We start from the raw sequence: 18,653 nt of genomic DNA on the forward strand, positions 1-18,653 counted from the left end.
CGGAGTCCTGATCGTCATGACCACCCTGCACAGCACGCCTCGCGCCGATGGCTTTCATATGCCCGCCGAATGGGCGCCACAGACCCAGACCTGGATGATCTGGCCCGAGCGTCCGGACAACTGGCGCCTGGGCGGCAAGCCGGCGCAGGCGGCCCATGTGGCCGTGGCCAAGGCCATCGCACGGTTCGAACCGGTGACCGTCGCGGTTTCCGCCGGCCAGTACGAAAACGCCCGCAGCCGCCTCGACGTGCCGAATATCCGCGTGGTGGAGATGTCCAGCGACGACGCCTGGGTACGGGATACCGGGCCGACGTTCGTGATCAACGACAGCGGCGAAGTGCGCGGTGTGAACTGGGATTTCAACGCCTGGGGCGGTTTTGATGGCGGTCTGTATGCGCCGTGGAACCGCGACTCGCAGGTGGGCGGCAAGATTCTCGAGATCGAGCGCGCCTCACGTTACCGCACCGAAGGCTTCGTGCTGGAAGGCGGTTCGATTCATGTCGACGGCGAAGGCACCCTGATCACCACCGAAGAGTGCCTCCTGAACCGCAATCGCAACCCGCACCTGGATCGCGCGGCCATTGAAGCGGTACTCAGCGCCAACCTGGCTGTGGATAAGATCATCTGGTTGCCGGATGGCCTGTTCAACGACGAAACCGACGGCCATGTGGATAACTTCTGCTGCTACGTACGCCCAGGTGAAGTGCTGCTGGCCTGGACCGATGACCCGCAGGATCCGAACTACGCACGCTGCCACGCCGCCATGGACGTGCTGCAAAGCAGCACGGACGCCCAGGGTCGCTCGTTCACGGTGCACAAGATGCCGATTCCGGGGCCGCTGTATGCCACCGAGGAAGAATGCGCTGGTGTCGATCCGGTGGACGGCAGCCAGGAACGTAATCCGAGCGTGAGGTTGGCCGGTTCCTACGTCAACTTCCTGATTGTCAACGGCGGCATCATCGCGCCGAGCTTCGATGACCCGCTGGACCACCAGGCCGAGCAGATCCTGCAGAACCTGTTCCCGCAACACGAAGTGGTAATGGTGCCGGGTCGCGAACTGTTACTGGGGGGCGGCAATATTCACTGCCTGACCCAGCAGCAACCCGCCCCGCTGAGAAATTGAGTGCAGTTGTAACAGCGCCTTGATGGCGAGTGAGTACCGCGCGATAGCGGTGTTCCAGGCAAGCCCGCAGCCCGTCAAGGTCGCGGGCTTTTTTGCGCCTGAATACCTGTGAATACGGGATATTGGCATAGCTCTTGTATCGCAGAGAAACGACAGAGTCCCAAGTCATGACCGCATAGTTCTGTCACATACCTTGAGTAAGTTAGCCGCTCACGCAGCAGGAGAGAGCGCTGAAATGAATGCCGAAATCAACCTGATGTACACGCGCACGTTCCACCCGGTGCGGGTCGATGGCGATGCCATCCACGCGCTGGGGCTCTGGTTGAAGGAAAACGGCTCGCGGCAAGTCAGGCAGCAGCCTGACTTGCGCAGCGTGATGAGCGAACGCTACCCGGCGGGTTTGTTCACGGAGGATGAGGTGCAGGTGTTGTGCGAGCTGATGAGTCACTGAGCAGCTTCCACATCGCTGGAGACGCTTTAGAAGCTGTAGGTGCCTGTCACCACCACACTACGCGGCTCACCCGGCTGAATCTGCGCGACGCTGGTAGCCGAGGCGTAATAATGTTTGTCGGCGATATTGTTCAGCGCTGCCCTGACATCCCATTCTTTCTGACGGAACCCGGCAAGCGCGTCCCAGCGACCGTAACCGGGTAATACCACGGTATTGAGGTTGTCGGCATAACGGTCACCGACCAGGGTCAGGCCGGTTTCGGCATACCAACCCATCTGCGGTTTCCAGGTGATGAACACGCTGGCATTGCGCTTGGCCACGTCGCTGATGCGCTTGCCTTCGAAACCATTGTTGTCCTCCTCGACCTTGGCATCCTGCAGGCCGACGCCGCCGCGCACGTACCAATTGCCGACGAGCTTGCCGGTGGCGGTCAGCTCGATGCCGCGCGAACGTTGCTTGCCCGTCAGCAGGGTGACGGTGCGGTCCAGCGGGTCGCTGGTGCGGCGGTTGTAGAGTTCGAGTTCGTACACAGCCAGGGTGGTGCTCAAGCGGTCGTCGAGCCAATCGCTTTTCACCCCGATTTCCTTCTGTTTGGTCAGCTCGGGGCTCAGGTCGTTGACGCTGCCGGCGGCGTTCGGCGTGATACCGATCAAACCGCCGCCTGCCGGGGAGAACGTTTTGCTCCAGGAGGCATAGAAGGAGTGATGCTCCAGCGGCGTCCACACCAGGCCGACGCGGGGGCTGGTGCTGTGGCTTTCGACGTCCTGTTGAGTGTTGAGCAGCTTGTTGGTGGTGTCGACGTCGAAGCGGTCATAACGCAGCCCGCCCAGCAGTTGCCACTGATCGTTCAGACGCAGTTGATCCTGTACGTACAGGGCGCGGCTTTCGACTTCAGTGTGGTTGTCGCTCGAAACGCTCATCCGCCCGGTGTGGCTGAGGTGACGGTTGGGTTGGTTCAGATCAAGGCTGGGTACAGCCTGGCCGCCCCGATTGGGCGCGGTGGCCGTGTAGAGTTTCGGGTCGCGGCGCTGGCTGCCCAGTTCAATCCCGGTGAGCAGGCGGTGCTCAAGCCCGAAGGTATCGAAACCCCCTTCCAGCTCGAGGTTGTTGAACACATTGCGGGTGGTCAGGTCCTGCTGCCAGTGCTGGCGGCTGACGGTGTTGGTTCTCGCGTCGTAGCCGGTCTGGTAAGTGTTGTCGAAATCGCTGTCGAGCTTGAATACGCCCAGAGTGTGGCGCAGCTGCCAGTTGTCGTTGAGCTCATAGGCCAGTTTGGAGCGCAGGGACTGGGAGGTGTCATCGATGTAGTCGCCGCTGGAGAAATAGGTGGTGCTGCGACTCACGTCCGCAGGGCGCCCATTGACCCCGGGAACGCCGCGGTCCGGCGTGCGGTTGTAGCGGCTGTATTCGTATTGCACCAGCCAGTTCAGCTCGGGCGTGAGTTGCCAGCTCATCGACGGCGCGAACAGCTGGCGGTTGCCACTGACGCCATCGCGGAAACTGTTGTTGTCCTGGTTGCCCATGTTCAGGCGCAGGCTGATGTTATCGCTGGGGTCGGTACTCAGATCGGCATACAGGCTGCGCAGGTCGTTGCTGCCGCCCTGGGCTTCGAGGCTGGATGTGCGCCCGGGGGTCGGCAGTTTGCTTACGCGGTTGACGATGCCGCCCTGGCCGCCGCGCCCGTAGAGCACGGCTGCCGGGCCCTTCAGCACTTCGATACGTTCGATGTTATGCAGGTCGCGCACGTATTGGCTGTCGTCGCGGATGCCGTCCAGGTAGAAGTCATTGCTCGCGTCAAAACCGCGGATACGCAGGCTGTCGAAGCGTGTATCGGCACCGCTGCTGACGTTGGGAATACCGCTCAACGCCTGGCCCAGATCGTTGGTGCCATAGGCGCGCAGGCTATCGGTTTTCACCGAATCGATTGCCTGGGGCACATAACGTATGGCAGTCGCTGTGCGCGTGGCGGTGTTGCTTTGCTTGATGCGTGGGTCATCTTCGTCGAGTTCCGCGCTGATCGAGGTGGCGGGTAACACCGTGGTGGCAGAGGCAAAACCGGCAGACAGCACAGCAGAAAGCCCGAGGAAAATGGGCGTCAGGCGAGGGGCGGGCATGGGCGAAAGTGTCCGAATTGTCAGGGAGGGTAAAGTGCGCGAATGGTAATGCTTTGCATTTGCTCGCGGGATCTATTCCCAAACGTACCGCTGGTTAATTTGTTACTTAGTGTGTTTTTTCGGGGCTGGTGACGGGTTTCCCGGGCGGTTACCCCAGCTCTACGGGTCTGTGCTTAGAATTATTTAGCCTAAATACAGGTGGTTCACGAAATTGACACATAGTTCAACCCGCGCATAGGATTGCGTCCAACGCCTGTGGCTGACAGCCATGACTCATCCAATAAGAAAAGGCCCGCGGCTGTTCAGTCGTCCGCGGGCCTTGTTTTTTCTGGAGAAAGTCGACACCGGAAAGTGATAGGGGCCTGGTGTCATAGCGCGTACTCAACCAGTAATAAGGAATATAAGAACATGTTGAAGCAACGGATGAGTCTGATCGCTCTGGGGATTTTGAGCGCATCGGCAGCCATGGCGAACGACCAGGAGCAATCCAAGGGCTTCGTTGAAGACAGTCACCTGAACATCGCAGCACGCAACGCCTACATCAGCCGTGACTACAAAAACGGCAAGCAGGACAAGGCCGAGTGGGGCCAGGGGTTCATCGGCAAATTCGAGTCCGGCTTCACCCAGGGCACTGTCGGGGTGGGTGTGGACGTGATCGGCCAATACGCTATCCGTCTGGACGGCGGTAAAGGTCGCAGCGGCGCCGGCGGTATCGACTTCTTCAAGCAAGGCGACAGCGGCGAAGCGGCCAACGACCTGGCCAAAGGCGGCGCAGCCGTCAAGGCGCGTATTTCCAACACCGTGATCAAATACGGTCAGCAGATGCCGGCCGTGCCGGTCCTGCAGTACGACAACTCGCGCCTGTTGTCGGAAACCTACGAGGGCACCTCGATCGTTTCCAAGGAAATCGCCGGCCTGCAACTGGACGCCGGTCACTTCACCAAGGAAGCCCGCAAGAGCGCTGAAGGCAGCGACAGCGGCCGCCTGAAGAGCATCAACTACATCGGTGGCAGCTACAAATTCACCGAAAGCCTGTCGGCTGCCTTGTACGCCTCCGATATGCAGGACGTGCTGAAGAAGCAATACGTCAACGTCAACTACGTGCTGGCGCTGCCAGAGAAACAGTCGCTGACCTTTGACTTCAACGGCTACAAGACCAAGCTGGACCGCAGCTTCGCCCTGGAAAACCAAGGTGATGCGGACGCGCGCGACAACAAGATCTGGAGCCTGGGCGCTACCTGGGCTGTTGGCCCGCACAGCTTCACCGTCGCCCACCAGCGCAGCACCGGCGACACCGGCTACCTGTACGGCGGCTACCGCAACGCTGGCGGCATCGGCGATGGCGGCAATACCATCCTGCTGGCCAACTCCTACTGGTCCGACTTCAACGGCAAGGACGAGCGCTCCTGGCAGGCCGGCTACGGCATCGACTTCACCACCTTCGGTGTACCGGGCCTGACCTACAACGTTGCCTACGTGCGCGGTACCAACATCGACGACGGCACCGGCCGTGGCGATGGCACCGAGCGTGAAATCTGGAACCAGTTCAAGTACGTGGTCCAGAGCGGCCCGGCCAAAGACCTGAGCCTGCGTGCCCGTGCCTCGTGGTTGCGCGTTTCCAACAACGCCAGCAACTACAACGTAGGCGGTAACGAGCTGCGCCTGTTCGCCGACTACCCGATCAATGTTTTCTGATTGATCGCGCGTCGCGCCTGATACCAGGCAATAAAAAACCCCGACTGGTTCGGGGTTTTTTTATGGTTGAAATAAGATTATTGGAGGGTGATGGTGACTTTGCCTTTTGCCCTGCCCTGATCGACGTACCGCAACGCCTCTGCGGTCGATTCGAACGGGAAAGAGCGATCGATGACCGGTTTGATAACGCCTGCCTCGATCAGCGCGGTGACGTGCTGCAATTGCCTGCCGTCGGCATGCATAAACAAAAATGCATAGCTCACTCCGCGCTTGCGGGCTTTTCTGCGAATGCCGCTGCTCAGCAGGCGCATGACCTGCCCCAGCACCCAGGACAAGCCTTGCGCCTGGGCAAATTGCGCAGTCGGCGGCCCAGAAAGGGAAATAAGCTGGCCGCCAGGCTTGAGCACCTTGAGCGATTTCTCCAGTACATCACTGCCGAGGCTGTTCAACACTACGTCGAAATCGCGCAACTCGCTGGCAAAGTCCTGCTGTTTGTAATCGATGACCACATCCGCCCCAAGTGCTTTCACCCATTCGACATTCGCCGTACTGGTGGTGGTCGCAACGAAGGCGCCGAGGTGCTTGGCGAGCTGGATGGCGAGCGTGCCGACACCGCCGGAACCGGCATGGATCAACACCTTCTGGCCTCTTTTCACCTGAGCGGTTTCAACCAGCACCTGCCAGGCCGTCAAGGCGGCCAAGGGCATGGCGGCCGCTTCGGCCATGCTCAGGTTCGCGGATTTGAATGCCAGCGCATTTTCATTCACGGCGATCAACTCGGCAAAGGTCCCGATCCGCGACTCGGGAGGACGCGCATAGACCTCGTCTCCCGGCTTGAATCGCGTGACCGCCGCACCTGTGCGAACCACCACCCCGGCCAGATCATTGCCCAATATCAACGGAAACCTGTAGGGCAGGATCAGTTTGAATTCCCCCGTGCTGATCTTCGAGTCCAGCGGGTTCACGCTCGCTGCATGCACCTGGATCAGCACGTCATGCACACCGACCGCAGGGTCGGGCACTTGGCCAATCCTTCCGTCCTGTTTGCCGTAGCGGTCGATGAAAAATGCCTTCATGGTAGATAGCGCTGCGCCACGGTGGACTGCTTGATCTGCGCCAAAAGCCCCTGGCGCGCGGTTTGCAGCGCATCCCAACGCTCGCCGTCCTGGAGCGCGGGAATGGTCACCGGTTCGCGACGGTCGAAGCCGAGCAGTGCGGCGTCCACCAGCGCATCCACTTCCATGATTTCGCTCAAGGTGTTGATGTCGATACCGGCGCGATCCCAGATCTCCGTGCGGGTCGCGGCGGGCAGTACGGCTTGCACGTAGACACCCCGAGGCGACAGTTCCAGGCTCAGGCCCTGGGACAGGAACAGCACAAACGCCTTGGTCGCCCCGTAAACCGACATGCCGAACTCAGGCGCCAGCCCCACCACCGAACCGATGTTGATGATTGCGCCTTCACCAGCATTGGCCAAGCGCGGTGCGATGGCGCTTGCGAGCCGCACCAGCGCGGTGGTGTTGAGGGCCACCAGTTGCGCAACACTGTCAGTGCTTTGCTCGATAAAGGTGCCCGATTGTGCGGCGCCGGCATTGTTGACGAGGATGCCGATATGCGCGTCATCACGCAGGCGCGCTTCGACGGTGTGCAGGTCGCTGAGTTGCGTCAGGTCGGCCTGGAGCACTTCGATGGCGACGTTGTGTTTGTCGCGCAAGGTGGCGGCGAGCGTTTCCAGACGTGCGTGATCGCGGGCGACCAACACCAGGTCATGCCCGCGTTGGGCGAAACGCTCGGCATAAACTGCGCCGATGCCGGTGGAAGCGCCAGTGATGAGAACGGTAGGGCGAGTGGTCATGATGTCAGCTCTTTATCAGGGACAGGGAGTGGGATGGATGCAGATAAAACAGGCTCGGTCAGTTCGCGGCAGCGCTTGATTCGGCCAGCGTCGGGTAGTCGATGTAGCCCGTCGCACCGCCGCCGTAGAGCGTGGCGGGGTCGAAGGCGGACAGTGACGCGCCGGCCTTGAACCGCTCCACCAGATCGGGATTGGCGATAAATGGGCGACCAAAGGCGATCAGGTCGGCCTTGTCATGCGCAAGGCGCGCCTCGGCCAGGTCCAGGTCATAGCCGTTGTTGGCGATGTAGGTATTCCTGAAGCGTTGGCGCAAGGCGTCGAAATCAAAGGGCGCCACGTCACGTGGCCCACCGGTCGCGCCTTCGACGAGGTGCAGATAAACGATGTCCAGCGCATTGAGTTGATCGGCGATGTAATCGAACTGCGCCTGCGGATCGCTGCTCGACACACCGTTAGCCGGCGACACCGGCGAAAGGCGAATCCCCGTACGATCGGCGCCAATCTCGGCGACCACCGCCGCCGTCACTTCCAGCAACAACCGTGCACGGTTGGCGATCGAACCGCCGTAGGCATCCGTACGCTGGTTGGCGCCGTCCTTGATGAACTGGTCCAGCAAATAGCCGTTCGCACCGTGGATCTCCACGCCATCGAAGCCTGCGGCGATGGCGTTTGCCGCTGCTTGGCGGAAATCATTGACGATGCCCGGCAGTTCGTCAGCCTCCAGTGCTCGCGGCTCGGAAACGTCCTCGAAGCGATTGTTGACGAACACCTTGGTCGCGGGCCGAAGCGCGGAGGGCGCAACCGGCGCCGCGCCTTGGGGCTGCAGATCCACGTGGGACACACGGCCCACATGCCACAGCTGCAGGAACATTTTCCCACCCTTGGCATGCACGGCATCGGTCACCTTGCGCCAGCCTTCTATCTGCGCCTGCGTGTAAATGCCTGGCGTGTCTTGATAACCCTGGCCTTGCTGCGAGATCTGCGAGGCTTCGGAAATCAGCAAGCCCGCGCTGGCCCGCTGGCTGTAATAGGCAGCCGCGAACTCACTCGGCACCAGACCCTTGCCGGCGCGATTGCGCGTCAGTGGCGCGAGAACCATACGGTTAGACAGCGTCAGGTTGCCCAGTGTGTAGAGAGTAAACAGATTCAGATCGCTCATGGGTGTTTGTTCCGTGCCCGTGGGTGAAAGTCATAGCGCTTGGGATTAGGATGATGATCGAAATCTAAACTGTCAACGGTTTTGATTATGAATGACATCTATGTATCATTGGTCAATGAATTTCAGCGGTAGCGAGGTTATCGAACATGCGCGTATCCAAGGCCCAGGCCCAGGCAAACCGGGAGCACATCGTCGAAACGGCTTCAGTCGTGTTTCGCGAGCGCGGCTTTGACGGCGTCGGCGTGGCCGACCTGATGGCCGCCGCCGGCTTCACCCATGGCGGCTTCTACAAACATTTCGGCTCCAAGGCCGACCTGATGGCCGAAGCTTCGGCCAACAGCCTCGCGCAATCGTTGGCCAGCGCCGAAAAATTGAGCGTGAAGGACTTCATCGATCTATATGTGTCCAGGGACCATCGCGACGGTCGCGCGACGGGGTGCACCATGGCGGCGTTATGCGGTGATGCGGCGCGTCAGTCGGGGGAGTTGAAATCGGCCTTTGCGCAGGGCATCGAGCACATGTTGCAGACGCTCGGCGAAAAATGCCCGACTGGTTCGGATGAGGCGCCGGAAGAGGCGAGGGGGAAAATGATTGATCTGCTCGCGCGTGCGGTGGGCGCGATTATGTTGTCGCGGGCTTGTCCGGATGATTCGGCGTTGGCGGATGAGATTTTGGAGGTGTGTCGGGCGCGGATGGGTGGGGCGTTGTCGATTGAGTCGTAGAGTGGGAGGCGCTGCGGAGGCGGACGGTAATGGTTACTACAGCGCCTATATCGGTTGATGTCTCTAGGCTAGTATTGGAGATATCAGCAACTGTATGACAAGGAAGGTCGTAATGGATCTACACAACGAGTTCGAAAAAAGTAAATTCTTTCATAGCGCTCGGATCGACCGCCGCTCTGCCGACGCATTGGTCGGCTTGGCCGCTGGTTTGACGGCTGATGGTGTAGTGACCACTGGCGAAGCTCTATTTCTAAAACAGTGGCTGGACACCAATCTGGTTCATCTTGATGATCCAGTGATAAATCTTCTGTACTCCCGCTTATCGAGCATGCTTGAAGACAACGTCTTGGACGCTGACGAGTCCCAAGAGCTGCTTAGTCTTTTGCGCAGTTTCTCTGGCCTGCCTTTACAAAGTCCTAAGGGTGTTGAGTCGGGTTTTGTCGCGCCTAACGATTTGCCTTTCAATGCACCTGCGCCTGATCTGATCTGGGACGGCAAGATGTTCGTTTTCACCGGGATCATGGCTTACGGACCTCGCAAGGATTGCCAAGCGCTGATAGAAGAGCGCGGGGCGCTGATTGCTGGAGGGGTGAGCAAGAAAGTGCATTATCTAGTCGTTGGCAGCGTCGGTAACGAGCAATGGCGCCACAGCAGTTATGGCACCAAAATCATGAAGGCGGTGGAGCTTCGCGAAGCGGGGGGCGCCGATAGCCATTGTTGGTGAGAGTCATTGGCAGCAAATGCTGTTTGGTTGAGGCGTCGTTGCTTTCACCGAGATTTGAACGCGCCTGGTTGGATGCTGCAACGGCGTTCATGCCAGTTGTTGCTCGATTTGTCTTGATATTGTTATCGCGAGCAAGCTCGATTCCTACAGAGTGAGTATCGCTGGCGGTGCCGCTGTATTGGATGAAGCCTTCGTAGCTTTTGACCGCTCCTGCAAAAACCAAACGCGCACAAAAAAGGCCCACCTTACGGTGAGCCTCTTTCGATGTTGCGTATGGTGCTGGCATCAGGAGTCGAACCCGGGACCTACTGATTACAAGTCATGCACCGTAGTCAATCAAGCCTTAACTTTGCGGCGTTTATTTGTACGTTGAGCATTGGTCGTATGCCCTTTGATTCCCGCATCAAGGCATTCATTGTACGCGGAAAATCATGCTACTTTTCTCTACCCAATCGACAGCTATCTGTGGATAACTCAGATTGATCTGCGCAGAAATAGTCAATTTTTAGGGGCTTGAGGACGTTATGAAAGGCACGATTGCAATCGACGCCCAGGGTGATGGGCAAGCGTTTTACGGGAAATTTAAACGGGAGCCGGTCCTCGTTACAAACGAATATCGTGTGTACGAGCTTGCCGACTTCTACCTCGATAGAGACGAGACAATTGAGGTCGTGGGCAGCAAGTCGGGGCGGTTGCTTGGCAAATATCGGCAGATCGCCATTGTCGGCGCTCAGGAGCCGAAGCATTACAGCATGGTCGAAGCGTGGGCATTTGACAGTTCCCTGCGACAACCGGCGAAGAACATCAGCTACCGGGCAATTTTCTTCGACTTTGACGCGTAGCCGGAGTGTAAATTATTCCGCCGATGGGTTAACTGTCGGCACGCTCAAGTCATAAACATCCATCATTGATTCGTCTTTGTGCCCCGACGCCTGTTGCTTATCCGCCCGAGTGCCCACAGTGTCAGTGATGCCCTTGCGTTTGAAGTCGTGCATCCCGAACCGCTGCTCCTCGGTGAGTACACCTTTCTCGATCGCCTGAACGATCAGCCGCTGGAAGGCTGTATCAAGCCCCGACTTCGACAGCTGTCTGCCGGTGGCAGCAATAATCAGGAAGCGCTGGTCTGCTCGGATTGGTACAGGCACACGTTTTCGCTCCCACGTCTCCGACCTGACGGCCTTGGCTGCATCCCATGCGGCGCGTAGCCGAGGCGTCCAGCGAACGATATTGTCCCGGCTACCCTTCCGGCGGTTGGTCAGCACGCCCTCGGCGAGCTCATTTTCGTCGGTTAGGGTGATTGTCTCGATACCGCGTAGACGGCAGAGGTAGCCGATCTCCATCACATACCAGAGGTAGGGCGAGCAGGCCCCAGGCTGGCCGCTCTTGAGCTGACCTTGCTGCTGCGCGAACCTGATCAGGTTGGCCATGACGGTGTCGTCGGGCAGCCGGCGCTGTTTGCGCTCTTTCGGCGACTCGATGCCCTTGGCCGGGTTGTCTTTCACGAAACCACGATTGCGGCCCCACTGCATCACGCGGCGCAGGTAACGCAAGGCGTGCGCGGCCTTTGATGGCTTGCCCTCCTGGGCGATCTTGTCGATGATCCGCTGGATAAGCGCCGGCGTGAACTTGAGCACCGCCAGCTCTCCCAGCGGCTTGCCGAGCTTTGTCGGGAATGCCAGAAGCACGTCGCGGGAATAGACGTAGTCGTCGTGGGTTTTCTCGCTGAGAGCCTTGTACTGATCGCTTTTGTGGAACTCGTCGCAGAGATAGTGCAGGCTGTCTCGGTCCACGCCGTTGCGCTCCTCGATCAGTCGGTGAAGCTCCGAAAGCGTCACATTGCCCGCGCACAGGTTCTGCCGCTGGCGCCGGCCGGCTTCGTTGAAATACAGGATGTACCAGCACCCCGCCCCGCGGTGGTCAAAATACACCGAGCGTGGCAGGGCAGCCTGGTCAATATGGCCAGGGATGTTCGGGTTGTGCTGGCGCTTCCTTCCTCGCTTCATACAATGTCCGCGTCATACTTTTCTTGATCGATTGGCTTGAGGTCGCCCGCCTGGTTTTGGGGGTTCGACGTAACGCCCAAAACCATCGCGTTGCTCTTGGGTCAAAAAACACGACTGGCATCGATCACAGCGCCTCGACGTAAAGTAACGATTTTGCGCTTATACACTCATGGCTGACGGTGCGGCAAATAAAATGTCAAAGGTCTGCAAATAGCGAAAAGCCCAGTCGCCTTTTCTTGGCGACTAGGCTTGGTTAGCTTTGATTAAGCTGTTTTGAAGCCTGGCTTGCCATTGGCGGCCCGCCATTCTTTAACCTTATTAGTTATTGCCTCGGGCGTGCTCTCTGCGTCCGTCGCTGCATAATAAATAAGGTCTGTGCTTTCAGGATGTTCGGTGATTCTTTCGAAATGCTCCAAAAGTATATCTAGCTGATCATCGGTCTTGGCGATATTCTCTTTAAATATCTCCTTCATAAACTCCAAAAACTCAGCTTCTGTATATTCTGAAATACTGCTTTTAAGTTCCATTATTTTACTTCCTTATGGATATCTATGTGACGCTTAGGTGTCAAAACACGCATGTTCTCGATATTGTAAATATCTCCGCCTTTCGCAACTTCGTCAATATGATGAAGTTCAAAAGATGATCGTTTACCTACAGCATCAGCTTTTCTGGACTTTGCAGCTTTACCAGTGATCATGCGGTCTCTGTTTGTCAAAATAAATTGTTTCGCAAGTTCTGGGTCACTAGCTACGGCTTTCCAGAAGGTTTCTCGAAACTCTCTGAAGTTCTTAAATTCCTTCCCTCTAAGTTGATCGGCAATCTGCGACGGGATGGGTGCACCCTCACCTTGTGATGCAGCGCCTAACCAAGTCCCCGACACAGGTTGGCCAACACCTGTCGCCACGCCTGGATCCTCTCGCCGGTCCCTGAACATCACATAGATTGGAGGCAGACCCGAGTCTGCCGGGAACACGGTGACGAAGTCATCAAAACCAGCGTCTGCAACCCCTGGGAAAGTGTCAATCCTTCCTTCAACCGGCGTTACACTAGCTCCAGTGTAGACCGGTGGAGCAGGTTGTTCGGCAGGTAGGGTGGTCGAGCTGTTACCAGGGTCGACAATCGGTGTCCAAGTCAAAGTCCTTGGTGGGGCGTCTCCTGTCGTCACACTGTACAGGTTCTGTTCGGCGTTATAAGTAGCAGCCACCACCCTGACTTTCGAAGGAATCGTCACACCATCAGTCTTTACCACAATGACTTCTGACTGCCCATCTGCAGCTGTTTTCGAGCTAAGCCGAACAGGCAAATCAACGGTACCACCGGCGGCGGCAATGGCTGGCAAATCTTGGCTTAGCTCAGGGGTAAGATCCGACACAGGGGTACTAAACGTATAACGTTCAGGCAACTCCCCATTAGCCAGTTTGGGCGAATAGATTAAAGCAGAAACCCCAACCAGAAGACCTGAGGCGGTGCCAGCTGCCAAACTGGTCAAGGCGGCAATTGCAGAGCGGATAGCTGTTTGCAAGGTCACTGCCGCCGCTTCAATGACAGCTATGGTTCCCGCCGAGGTTATAACAAACGGTGCAGCCGCTGACGCTGGGCCTGGAGCACGAAACGTATTGGCAACGCGAATAGCCTCTGCAGCTAAGCGGGCTTGCTCAGCTGCTTCGGCGGCGATCCTGGCTGCCTCCGCTGCCTCCGCTGCTGCCGCTTCATCCGCGATCCGCTTAGCTTCAGCCTCTGCCGCGACTCTCGCCGCTTCAGCAGCGGCAGCTTCATCAGCCACGCGTTTTGCTTCAACCTCAGCGGCGATTCTGGCGGCTTCAGCGGCTGCCGCTTCATCGGCAATGCGCTTGGCCTCGGCCTCAGCAGCGACCCTGGCTGCCTCAACTGCAGCCGCTTCATCGGCAACACGCTTGGCTTCGACCTCAGCGGCGATTCTGGCGGCTTCAGCGGCTGCCGCTTCATCGGCAATGCGCTTGGCTTCGGCCTCCGCCGCGAGACGTACGTCTTCTGCTGCCTGGGCCGTAGCAACATTCTGGGTCAGTAATGCCGACTTTTCTGTAAGAATTCGTATTTTTTCCTCAAGTATTTTTGCCGAATACGCTGCCGTAGCTGACGCTTCCCAGTTTTTATAAGTATCAAGGGGACTGTTTGGGTTTTTAGGTGATTGAAAGATATTTACAAAATAAACCGCACTTTTTTTCATTTCAACCGCGAGCACATTTCTACCAAAAAAAGCGGTAGCAGCTGCGTTAGCGGTAGCCAATTCTGCGGTGTTCTGCGCAATCAGGCCGTCTACAACGGATTTTTCCTTGTTGGCCTTCTCAAGTTCGGAGAGAGGGTTAGGTCCTACACCTGCCGCGATCTCTGCTTCAACATCAGCCGGCAATTGGGGCAAGTAGGCCGTATAGGATTGCTCCATACTTCGTTGAGCGCTAGCGACGGTTACAATCACAGACATTGTGTACCGATCGCTCGTAATTCGTTCCTGATTGAAAAATGCATCAACTTCAGGGCCAGAAGCGAACTTGCCGTCCCATGGTAGTGGTTTAGCAATGACCCCGCCCCCTGGCAGAGGCCCTGGTGGATTGGGCAATGGTGGATCAGGGGTCACGATAATGGGAGGCAGAGTAATATCTGGTGGTGACATGTGTTTCTCCTTGATGTTTAGTTCCCTTAAGAATGCCTTCCAGTGGCTATCGATAGCATGGGCAAGCAAACACTTAATGTGCAAACAGAATGTTCGCGAAACCACTGTACATAAGCACAGCTATCGCACCAAGCCAAAATATGCACAAATGCATAAATATTGGGCGGACGGTATTGATTTCGATTGGCCATCACTCGAAACCAAACGAGCCCCACGATCAAGCCTTTACTGAAGTGATGCTATACAACGCGGCTTGATCAGCTATGGACGATCAGCTGCAAATAAGCACCATCACCAAAACCCATTGCAAAGGATTGCAAATGACAAACCCAATCGTTCCATGGATGGGCGGCAAGCGCCGTCTTTCGAAGCGCCTGCTGGCGCTGTTCCCAGACCACGAGTGCTACGTCGAAGTGTTTGCCGGCGGCGCTGCGCTGTACTTCAAGCGAGAGCAGCCCGCAAGGGTCGAGGTCTTGAATGATCTCAACAGCGATCTGGTAAACCTGTACCGCGTCGTCCAGCACCACCTGGAGGGATTCGTTCGTCAGTTCAAGTGGGCACTCAGCTCCCGTCAGATCTTCGAGTGGCAAAAGATGACAGTGGCCGAGACGCTGACGGATATCCAGAAGGCGGCCAGGTTTTTCTACCTCCAACACCACGCGTTCGGTGCAAAGGCCACAGGACAGACATTCGGAACCGCTACTACCGGCCGGGCCATCAACTTGCTGCGGATTGAGGAAAACCTATCGCTGGCTTGGCAGAGGCTATCGGGAACCTACGTGGAGAACCTGCCGTGGTTGAAGTGCGCTGAAAAGTACGATCGGCCCCACCCCTGCCACTATATGGACCCTCCGTACTGGAAAACCGAAGGCTACGGCACCGACTTCGGCTTTGACCAGTACGAGCGAATGGCCGAATTCATGCGCGCTTGCCAGGGCAAGGTGATGGTAAGCATCAACGATCATCCCGATATCCGGCGGGTGTTTGAGGGGTTTCGCATGGAGGCGATGGATATTCGTTACAGCACGGCCAACCCTCGGAAGGGAGTAGCCGCAAAAACAGGTGAGCTGGCGATCATGAACTAGTAGCGGTCGCTATCAGCTGAGCAACAGCATCGGCAGTGGTCGCTGAACTTGATCAGTACCGAGGGCCTGGAGACGGTCTTGGCTTCAAGTCCAGCGACAAATGCTCGTTCTGTTTACGGATCAATCTGGCCAGATATTCCAGCCAATCCGCGATTGCATCGGCCGCAGCTGGGCGGTCCTCTGGCACCCACGACAACAGATGTGCTTCTAGCAACTCCTGAAAGTCCAGGTCGTCCCCTGCTTCGTGTATGAGGCCGACCAGAGGGGAGTGGTCTGGAAGACCCGACTCGATGGCCGCGTCCACAAGGTCCATTGTATCAAGCGAAATGAAAGGACGGACGCCGTCTTCTGCTTCGCTCTCGTCAGGAACTTCAAACGTCACTTTGATCTTTCCGGAGAGCATCGTCGTCCCTTTCCTGTCCCTGACCGCATGTCGGGAAATGGCTGTGGATAAATGGCCGAAAGCATAGCGGGTTGAATGCGGCCCGTTGCCTAATGTACGTGTGATTGTACGTATTGCAGAAACAACAAGGGCCTGCATCGCTGCAAGCCCTTGTTTTGTATGGTGCCGGCACCAGGAGTCGAACCCGGGACCTACTGATTACAAGTCAGTTGCTCTACCAACTGAGCTATACCGGCGTGTTAGGGCGACGATTATAGCGATTGAAAAGGTTCTGTAAACCCCTGAATTCTGACTATTTTTGCAAACACGGCGGTTTTTTGTGATCACCGTAGTTTTTCCACATTTTCACCGCTTGAAAGCCACACAGAAGAGGTACGTCGAAAGGTCGTAAAATTGACTAATCGCCGGTCACCCAAAATTTCTCGCCAGCAGGGGTTGGTCTTTGCGGCAGCCTGTTTGGTTAACGTGACAAAGCGGCTCGCCAGTGATGATTTCAATGCGCTATGCCTACTGTTGAAGGCGCCGAAAAAAACTGCATGAAAGCGCGGTTTATACGGTTTAGCCCAGATGCTTATGCACAATCGGTTGGTAACAGTGCTCACGCCACAGGCAATTTGTTGAGCCGTTCTCAACACGCTGCAACTGCCTGTTTTGCGTGCGTTTTATTGTGTGAACAAAAAATGACCAGTGCTGCTTTTAGTCTGTAGCGCTGATAGTTACAGCCTTCGTAAAGAATTCATCAACAGAGTTATCCACAGGGCGCTGTAGGAGTTTTTGCCCCTTAATCGCGCTCTGCCAGCACCATCAAGTTGCGTGGCGTGAGTGTCGGTTCACAGAAGCTGCCCAACTCGACGTTGTAGCCTTGCTCCATCAGGAACAGGGCCCGATCCAGCACCAGCCACAATTCCAGCGGGCGACGAAACAGGCCTCTGACCAACTCCAGGTTTCGTACTTCGGCCAGTCGACGCCAGCCATGGGCTTCCAGCACTGCCCAATTCTGTTCACCGGTGGATAAGCCCTTGAGGCCCGCCAGTTCCCGGCAATATTCAGCGAAAGATTTATCCAGCCATTTGGCGGGCAGGGATGGCGTGGGCAGGTAGTCGTCGCAACCACGTAGTTGCCGTTGCAGGCGGTCGAAGCCCAGGCGCCGGGCCATGGAGGTATCGCGTTGCCGGCGTACGCGGTTGCCGGCGGTGACGGTTTCGCTCAGCGGCAGGCCCAGGTCATCGATCGACAATTGCAGGGCGGAGGCGCGCGCGTTCGCCGACAGCGCTTGGTAGCGATCGGCGTTGATGCGGTTATAGCAGCAGGGCGCCAGCGCCAGTTGTTTGCAGCCGGCAGCGCTGGCCAGTTGGAGCATGCGCACGTGGAGGTCGCCGCAGGCATGCAGGGCAACTGGCGTGTGTTCGGGACTGATCGCCACCTCTGCCATCACGTCCTGCAGGCTATGGGTGACGGGCAAGCCGTGGTGATCGCTCAAGGCTTTACCTGAGGCAATCAGGGCCGGGTCATATTCCAGGCAGGTCAGTTGTTGGCCGGGTTGCAGCAGGCGGCGGCCCAGGTGGCCTTTGCCGGCGCACCAGTCCAGCCAGTGGTTGGGCTTTGCGGCAAAAGTCAGGGCGGCGCCGAAGGCTTCGATCTGTTGCCACTTGCGGCCCGGAACGTCGACGTTCAGACGATGGATTGCGGGGGCGAGTGCGTGGGTCGGCAACTTATCCACAGCACTGAGGCGCAGGGCCTGGGCCGCCAGTTGTGGAAAAGGCGCGGGAGCCAGCAGGTCGTGGGGACGATTGTGACTGGTCTCGGCGTCGTCCAGCGAGCGCTGGCGTAGCCATTGCGATAACGCGGGATGCTCGGTTTCCCAGGGTAATTGCAGATGGGTAAAGGGCCGTGGTCGCCACAGCCCCTGGTGCTCGATCAGAAACGCATCCAGTGCCTGGAAGCGTGCCTCAACGTCCCTGGCACGCATCGACGCGCAGCCATTTCTCCAGCAGTTTGAAACCGCGCACCAGCACGTAGGCCATCAACAGGTAGAACAGTCCGGCCGCGAAGAAGATCTCCACGGGCAGGTAGGTGCGGGCGATGATGGTCCGGGCCATGCCGGTCAGTTCCAGCAAGGTCACGGTACTGGCCAGAGCGCTGGCCTTGAGCATCAGGATCACTTCGTTGCTATAGGCCGGCAGGCCGATTCGCGAGGCGCGGGGCAGGATGATGTAAAACAGCGTCTTGGGCCTGGACATGCCCAAGGCGCGAGCGGCTTCGATCTCGCCCGGGGGAATGGCCTGGATCGCACCGCGCAGGATTTCAGCGATATAGGCGGCGGTGTGCAGGGTCATGGTGGCGGTGGCGCACCAGAACGGATCGCGCAGGTAGGGCCACATGAAGCTGTGGCGCACGGCGTCGAACTGCGCCAGGCCGTAATAGACCAGGAACAACTGCACCAGCAGCGGCGTGCCACGGAAGAAGAAAATGTAGGCATAGGGCAGGGCGCTCACGTACCAGCGGCGCGACGAGCGCGCGATGCCGAGCGGGATCGCCAGCAGCAGGCCGGCAATCACGGCAATCGCCACCAGCTCCAGGGTCAGGGTTGCGCCCTGGGCCAGTTTAGGCAGCCACTTGATGATCACGGCCCAGTTCAGGCCCAGGTCGAAATGCGACAGCCAGCT

General features: G+C 57.9%; 16 protein-coding genes, 1 tRNA gene and 1 pseudogene. 7 read left to right on the forward strand and 11 right to left on the reverse strand.

The window, feature by feature from the left end; genetic code table 11:
- The first annotated feature begins 16 nt into the window (after window positions 1–16).
- Window positions 17–1,123, forward strand: coding sequence for an agmatine deiminase (gene aguA, locus MRY17_RS01395; RefSeq protein ID WP_181282921.1), 1,107 nt, complete (start codon window positions 17–19; stop codon window positions 1,121–1,123).
- Between the two features lie 235 nt (window positions 1,124–1,358).
- The gene (locus MRY17_RS01400; RefSeq protein WP_181282920.1) at window positions 1,359–1,574 is read left to right on the forward strand and encodes a hypothetical protein; all 216 of its coding nucleotides are present in this window, start codon (window positions 1,359–1,361) and stop codon (window positions 1,572–1,574) included.
- A gap of 26 nt (window positions 1,575–1,600) precedes the next feature.
- On the opposite strand, the gene MRY17_RS01405 is transcribed toward MRY17_RS01400, so the two are convergent.
- On the reverse strand, window positions 1,601–3,688 hold the full coding sequence (locus tag MRY17_RS01405) for a TonB-dependent receptor (protein WP_243353168.1): 2,088 nt from the start codon (window positions 3,686–3,688) through the stop codon (window positions 1,601–1,603).
- A 408-nt stretch (window positions 3,689–4,096) separates the two neighbouring features.
- Here MRY17_RS01405 and MRY17_RS01410 point away from each other — a divergent pair, with 408 nt between their 5' ends.
- A complete protein-coding gene (locus tag MRY17_RS01410) occupies window positions 4,097–5,383 on the forward strand; it encodes an OprD family porin (RefSeq protein WP_065883187.1) in 1,287 nt (428 codons plus the stop codon).
- Window positions 5,384–5,460: 77 nt separating this feature from the next.
- Here the strand turns inward: MRY17_RS01410 and MRY17_RS01415 are convergent, their stop codons facing one another.
- Genes MRY17_RS01415 through MRY17_RS01425 form a run of 3 tightly spaced genes read right to left on the reverse strand, consistent with a single transcriptional unit; the run spans window position 5,461 to window position 8,397 of the window.
- Window positions 5,461–6,459, reverse strand: coding sequence for an NADP-dependent oxidoreductase (locus MRY17_RS01415; protein ID WP_243353169.1), 999 nt, complete (start codon window positions 6,457–6,459; stop codon window positions 5,461–5,463).
- The gene (locus MRY17_RS01420) at window positions 6,456–7,238 is read right to left on the reverse strand and encodes an SDR family NAD(P)-dependent oxidoreductase (protein ID WP_243353170.1); all 783 of its coding nucleotides are present in this window, start codon (window positions 7,236–7,238) and stop codon (window positions 6,456–6,458) included. Before MRY17_RS01420 ends, MRY17_RS01415 begins: the two co-directional genes overlap by 4 nt.
- A gap of 58 nt (window positions 7,239–7,296) precedes the next feature.
- On the reverse strand, window positions 7,297–8,397 hold the full coding sequence (locus MRY17_RS01425; protein WP_243353171.1) for an alkene reductase: 1,101 nt from the start codon (window positions 8,395–8,397) through the stop codon (window positions 7,297–7,299).
- Between the two features lie 146 nt (window positions 8,398–8,543).
- Here MRY17_RS01425 and MRY17_RS01430 point away from each other — a divergent pair, with 146 nt between their 5' ends.
- The 3 genes and pseudogenes from MRY17_RS01430 (at window position 8,544) to MRY17_RS01440 (ending at window position 10,685) form a co-directional block, all read left to right on the forward strand.
- Complete coding sequence (locus MRY17_RS01430; protein WP_124422000.1) at window positions 8,544–9,119, forward strand: TetR/AcrR family transcriptional regulator; 576 nt, start codon at window positions 8,544–8,546, stop codon at window positions 9,117–9,119.
- Between the two features lie 112 nt (window positions 9,120–9,231).
- Window positions 9,232–9,874, forward strand: a pseudogene (locus MRY17_RS01435) (BRCT domain-containing protein).
- 493 nt (window positions 9,875–10,367) lie between these two features.
- The gene (locus MRY17_RS01440; RefSeq protein ID WP_110622833.1) at window positions 10,368–10,685 is read left to right on the forward strand and encodes a hypothetical protein; all 318 of its coding nucleotides are present in this window, start codon (window positions 10,368–10,370) and stop codon (window positions 10,683–10,685) included.
- Between the two features lie 12 nt (window positions 10,686–10,697).
- On the opposite strand, the gene MRY17_RS01445 is transcribed toward MRY17_RS01440, so the two are convergent.
- From MRY17_RS01445 to MRY17_RS01455, 3 genes are all read right to left on the reverse strand, one after another.
- Window positions 10,698–11,846, reverse strand: a complete 1,149-nt coding sequence (locus MRY17_RS01445; protein ID WP_191952676.1) for a site-specific integrase — start codon at window positions 11,844–11,846, stop codon at window positions 10,698–10,700.
- Window positions 11,847–12,109: 263 nt separating this feature from the next.
- On the reverse strand, window positions 12,110–12,373 hold the full coding sequence (locus MRY17_RS01450; RefSeq protein WP_124360831.1) for a bacteriocin immunity protein: 264 nt from the start codon (window positions 12,371–12,373) through the stop codon (window positions 12,110–12,112).
- Window positions 12,373–14,499: an S-type pyocin domain-containing protein gene (locus MRY17_RS01455; protein WP_191955958.1), complete on the reverse strand. Its 2,127-nt coding sequence runs from the start codon at window positions 14,497–14,499 to the stop codon at window positions 12,373–12,375. The genes MRY17_RS01450 and MRY17_RS01455 overlap by 1 nt, the downstream gene beginning before the upstream one ends.
- 320 nt (window positions 14,500–14,819) lie before the next feature.
- On the opposite strand from MRY17_RS01455, the gene MRY17_RS01460 reads away from it, so the two are divergent.
- Window positions 14,820–15,584, forward strand: coding sequence for a DNA adenine methylase (locus MRY17_RS01460; RefSeq protein WP_243353907.1), 765 nt, complete (start codon window positions 14,820–14,822; stop codon window positions 15,582–15,584).
- A gap of 52 nt (window positions 15,585–15,636) precedes the next feature.
- On the opposite strand, the gene MRY17_RS01465 is transcribed toward MRY17_RS01460, so the two are convergent.
- From MRY17_RS01465 to MRY17_RS01480, 4 genes are all read right to left on the reverse strand, one after another.
- Window positions 15,637–16,125, reverse strand: coding sequence for a hypothetical protein (locus tag MRY17_RS01465; RefSeq protein WP_191952678.1), 489 nt, complete (start codon window positions 16,123–16,125; stop codon window positions 15,637–15,639).
- Between the two features lie 22 nt (window positions 16,126–16,147).
- Window positions 16,148–16,223 (reverse strand) — tRNA-Thr (locus MRY17_RS01470).
- Between the two features lie 545 nt (window positions 16,224–16,768).
- Window positions 16,769–17,956: a methyltransferase gene (locus tag MRY17_RS01475; protein WP_243353172.1), complete on the reverse strand. Its 1,188-nt coding sequence runs from the start codon at window positions 17,954–17,956 to the stop codon at window positions 16,769–16,771.
- Complete coding sequence (locus MRY17_RS01480; RefSeq protein ID WP_057725488.1) at window positions 17,937–18,626, reverse strand: ABC transporter permease; 690 nt, start codon at window positions 18,624–18,626, stop codon at window positions 17,937–17,939. Before MRY17_RS01480 ends, MRY17_RS01475 begins: the two co-directional genes overlap by 20 nt.
- Window positions 18,627–18,653: the final 27 nt, after the last annotated feature.

The sequence above is a fragment of the Pseudomonas orientalis genome (assembly GCF_022807995.1).
GTDB lineage: Bacteria > Pseudomonadota > Gammaproteobacteria > Pseudomonadales > Pseudomonadaceae > Aquipseudomonas > Aquipseudomonas orientalis_B.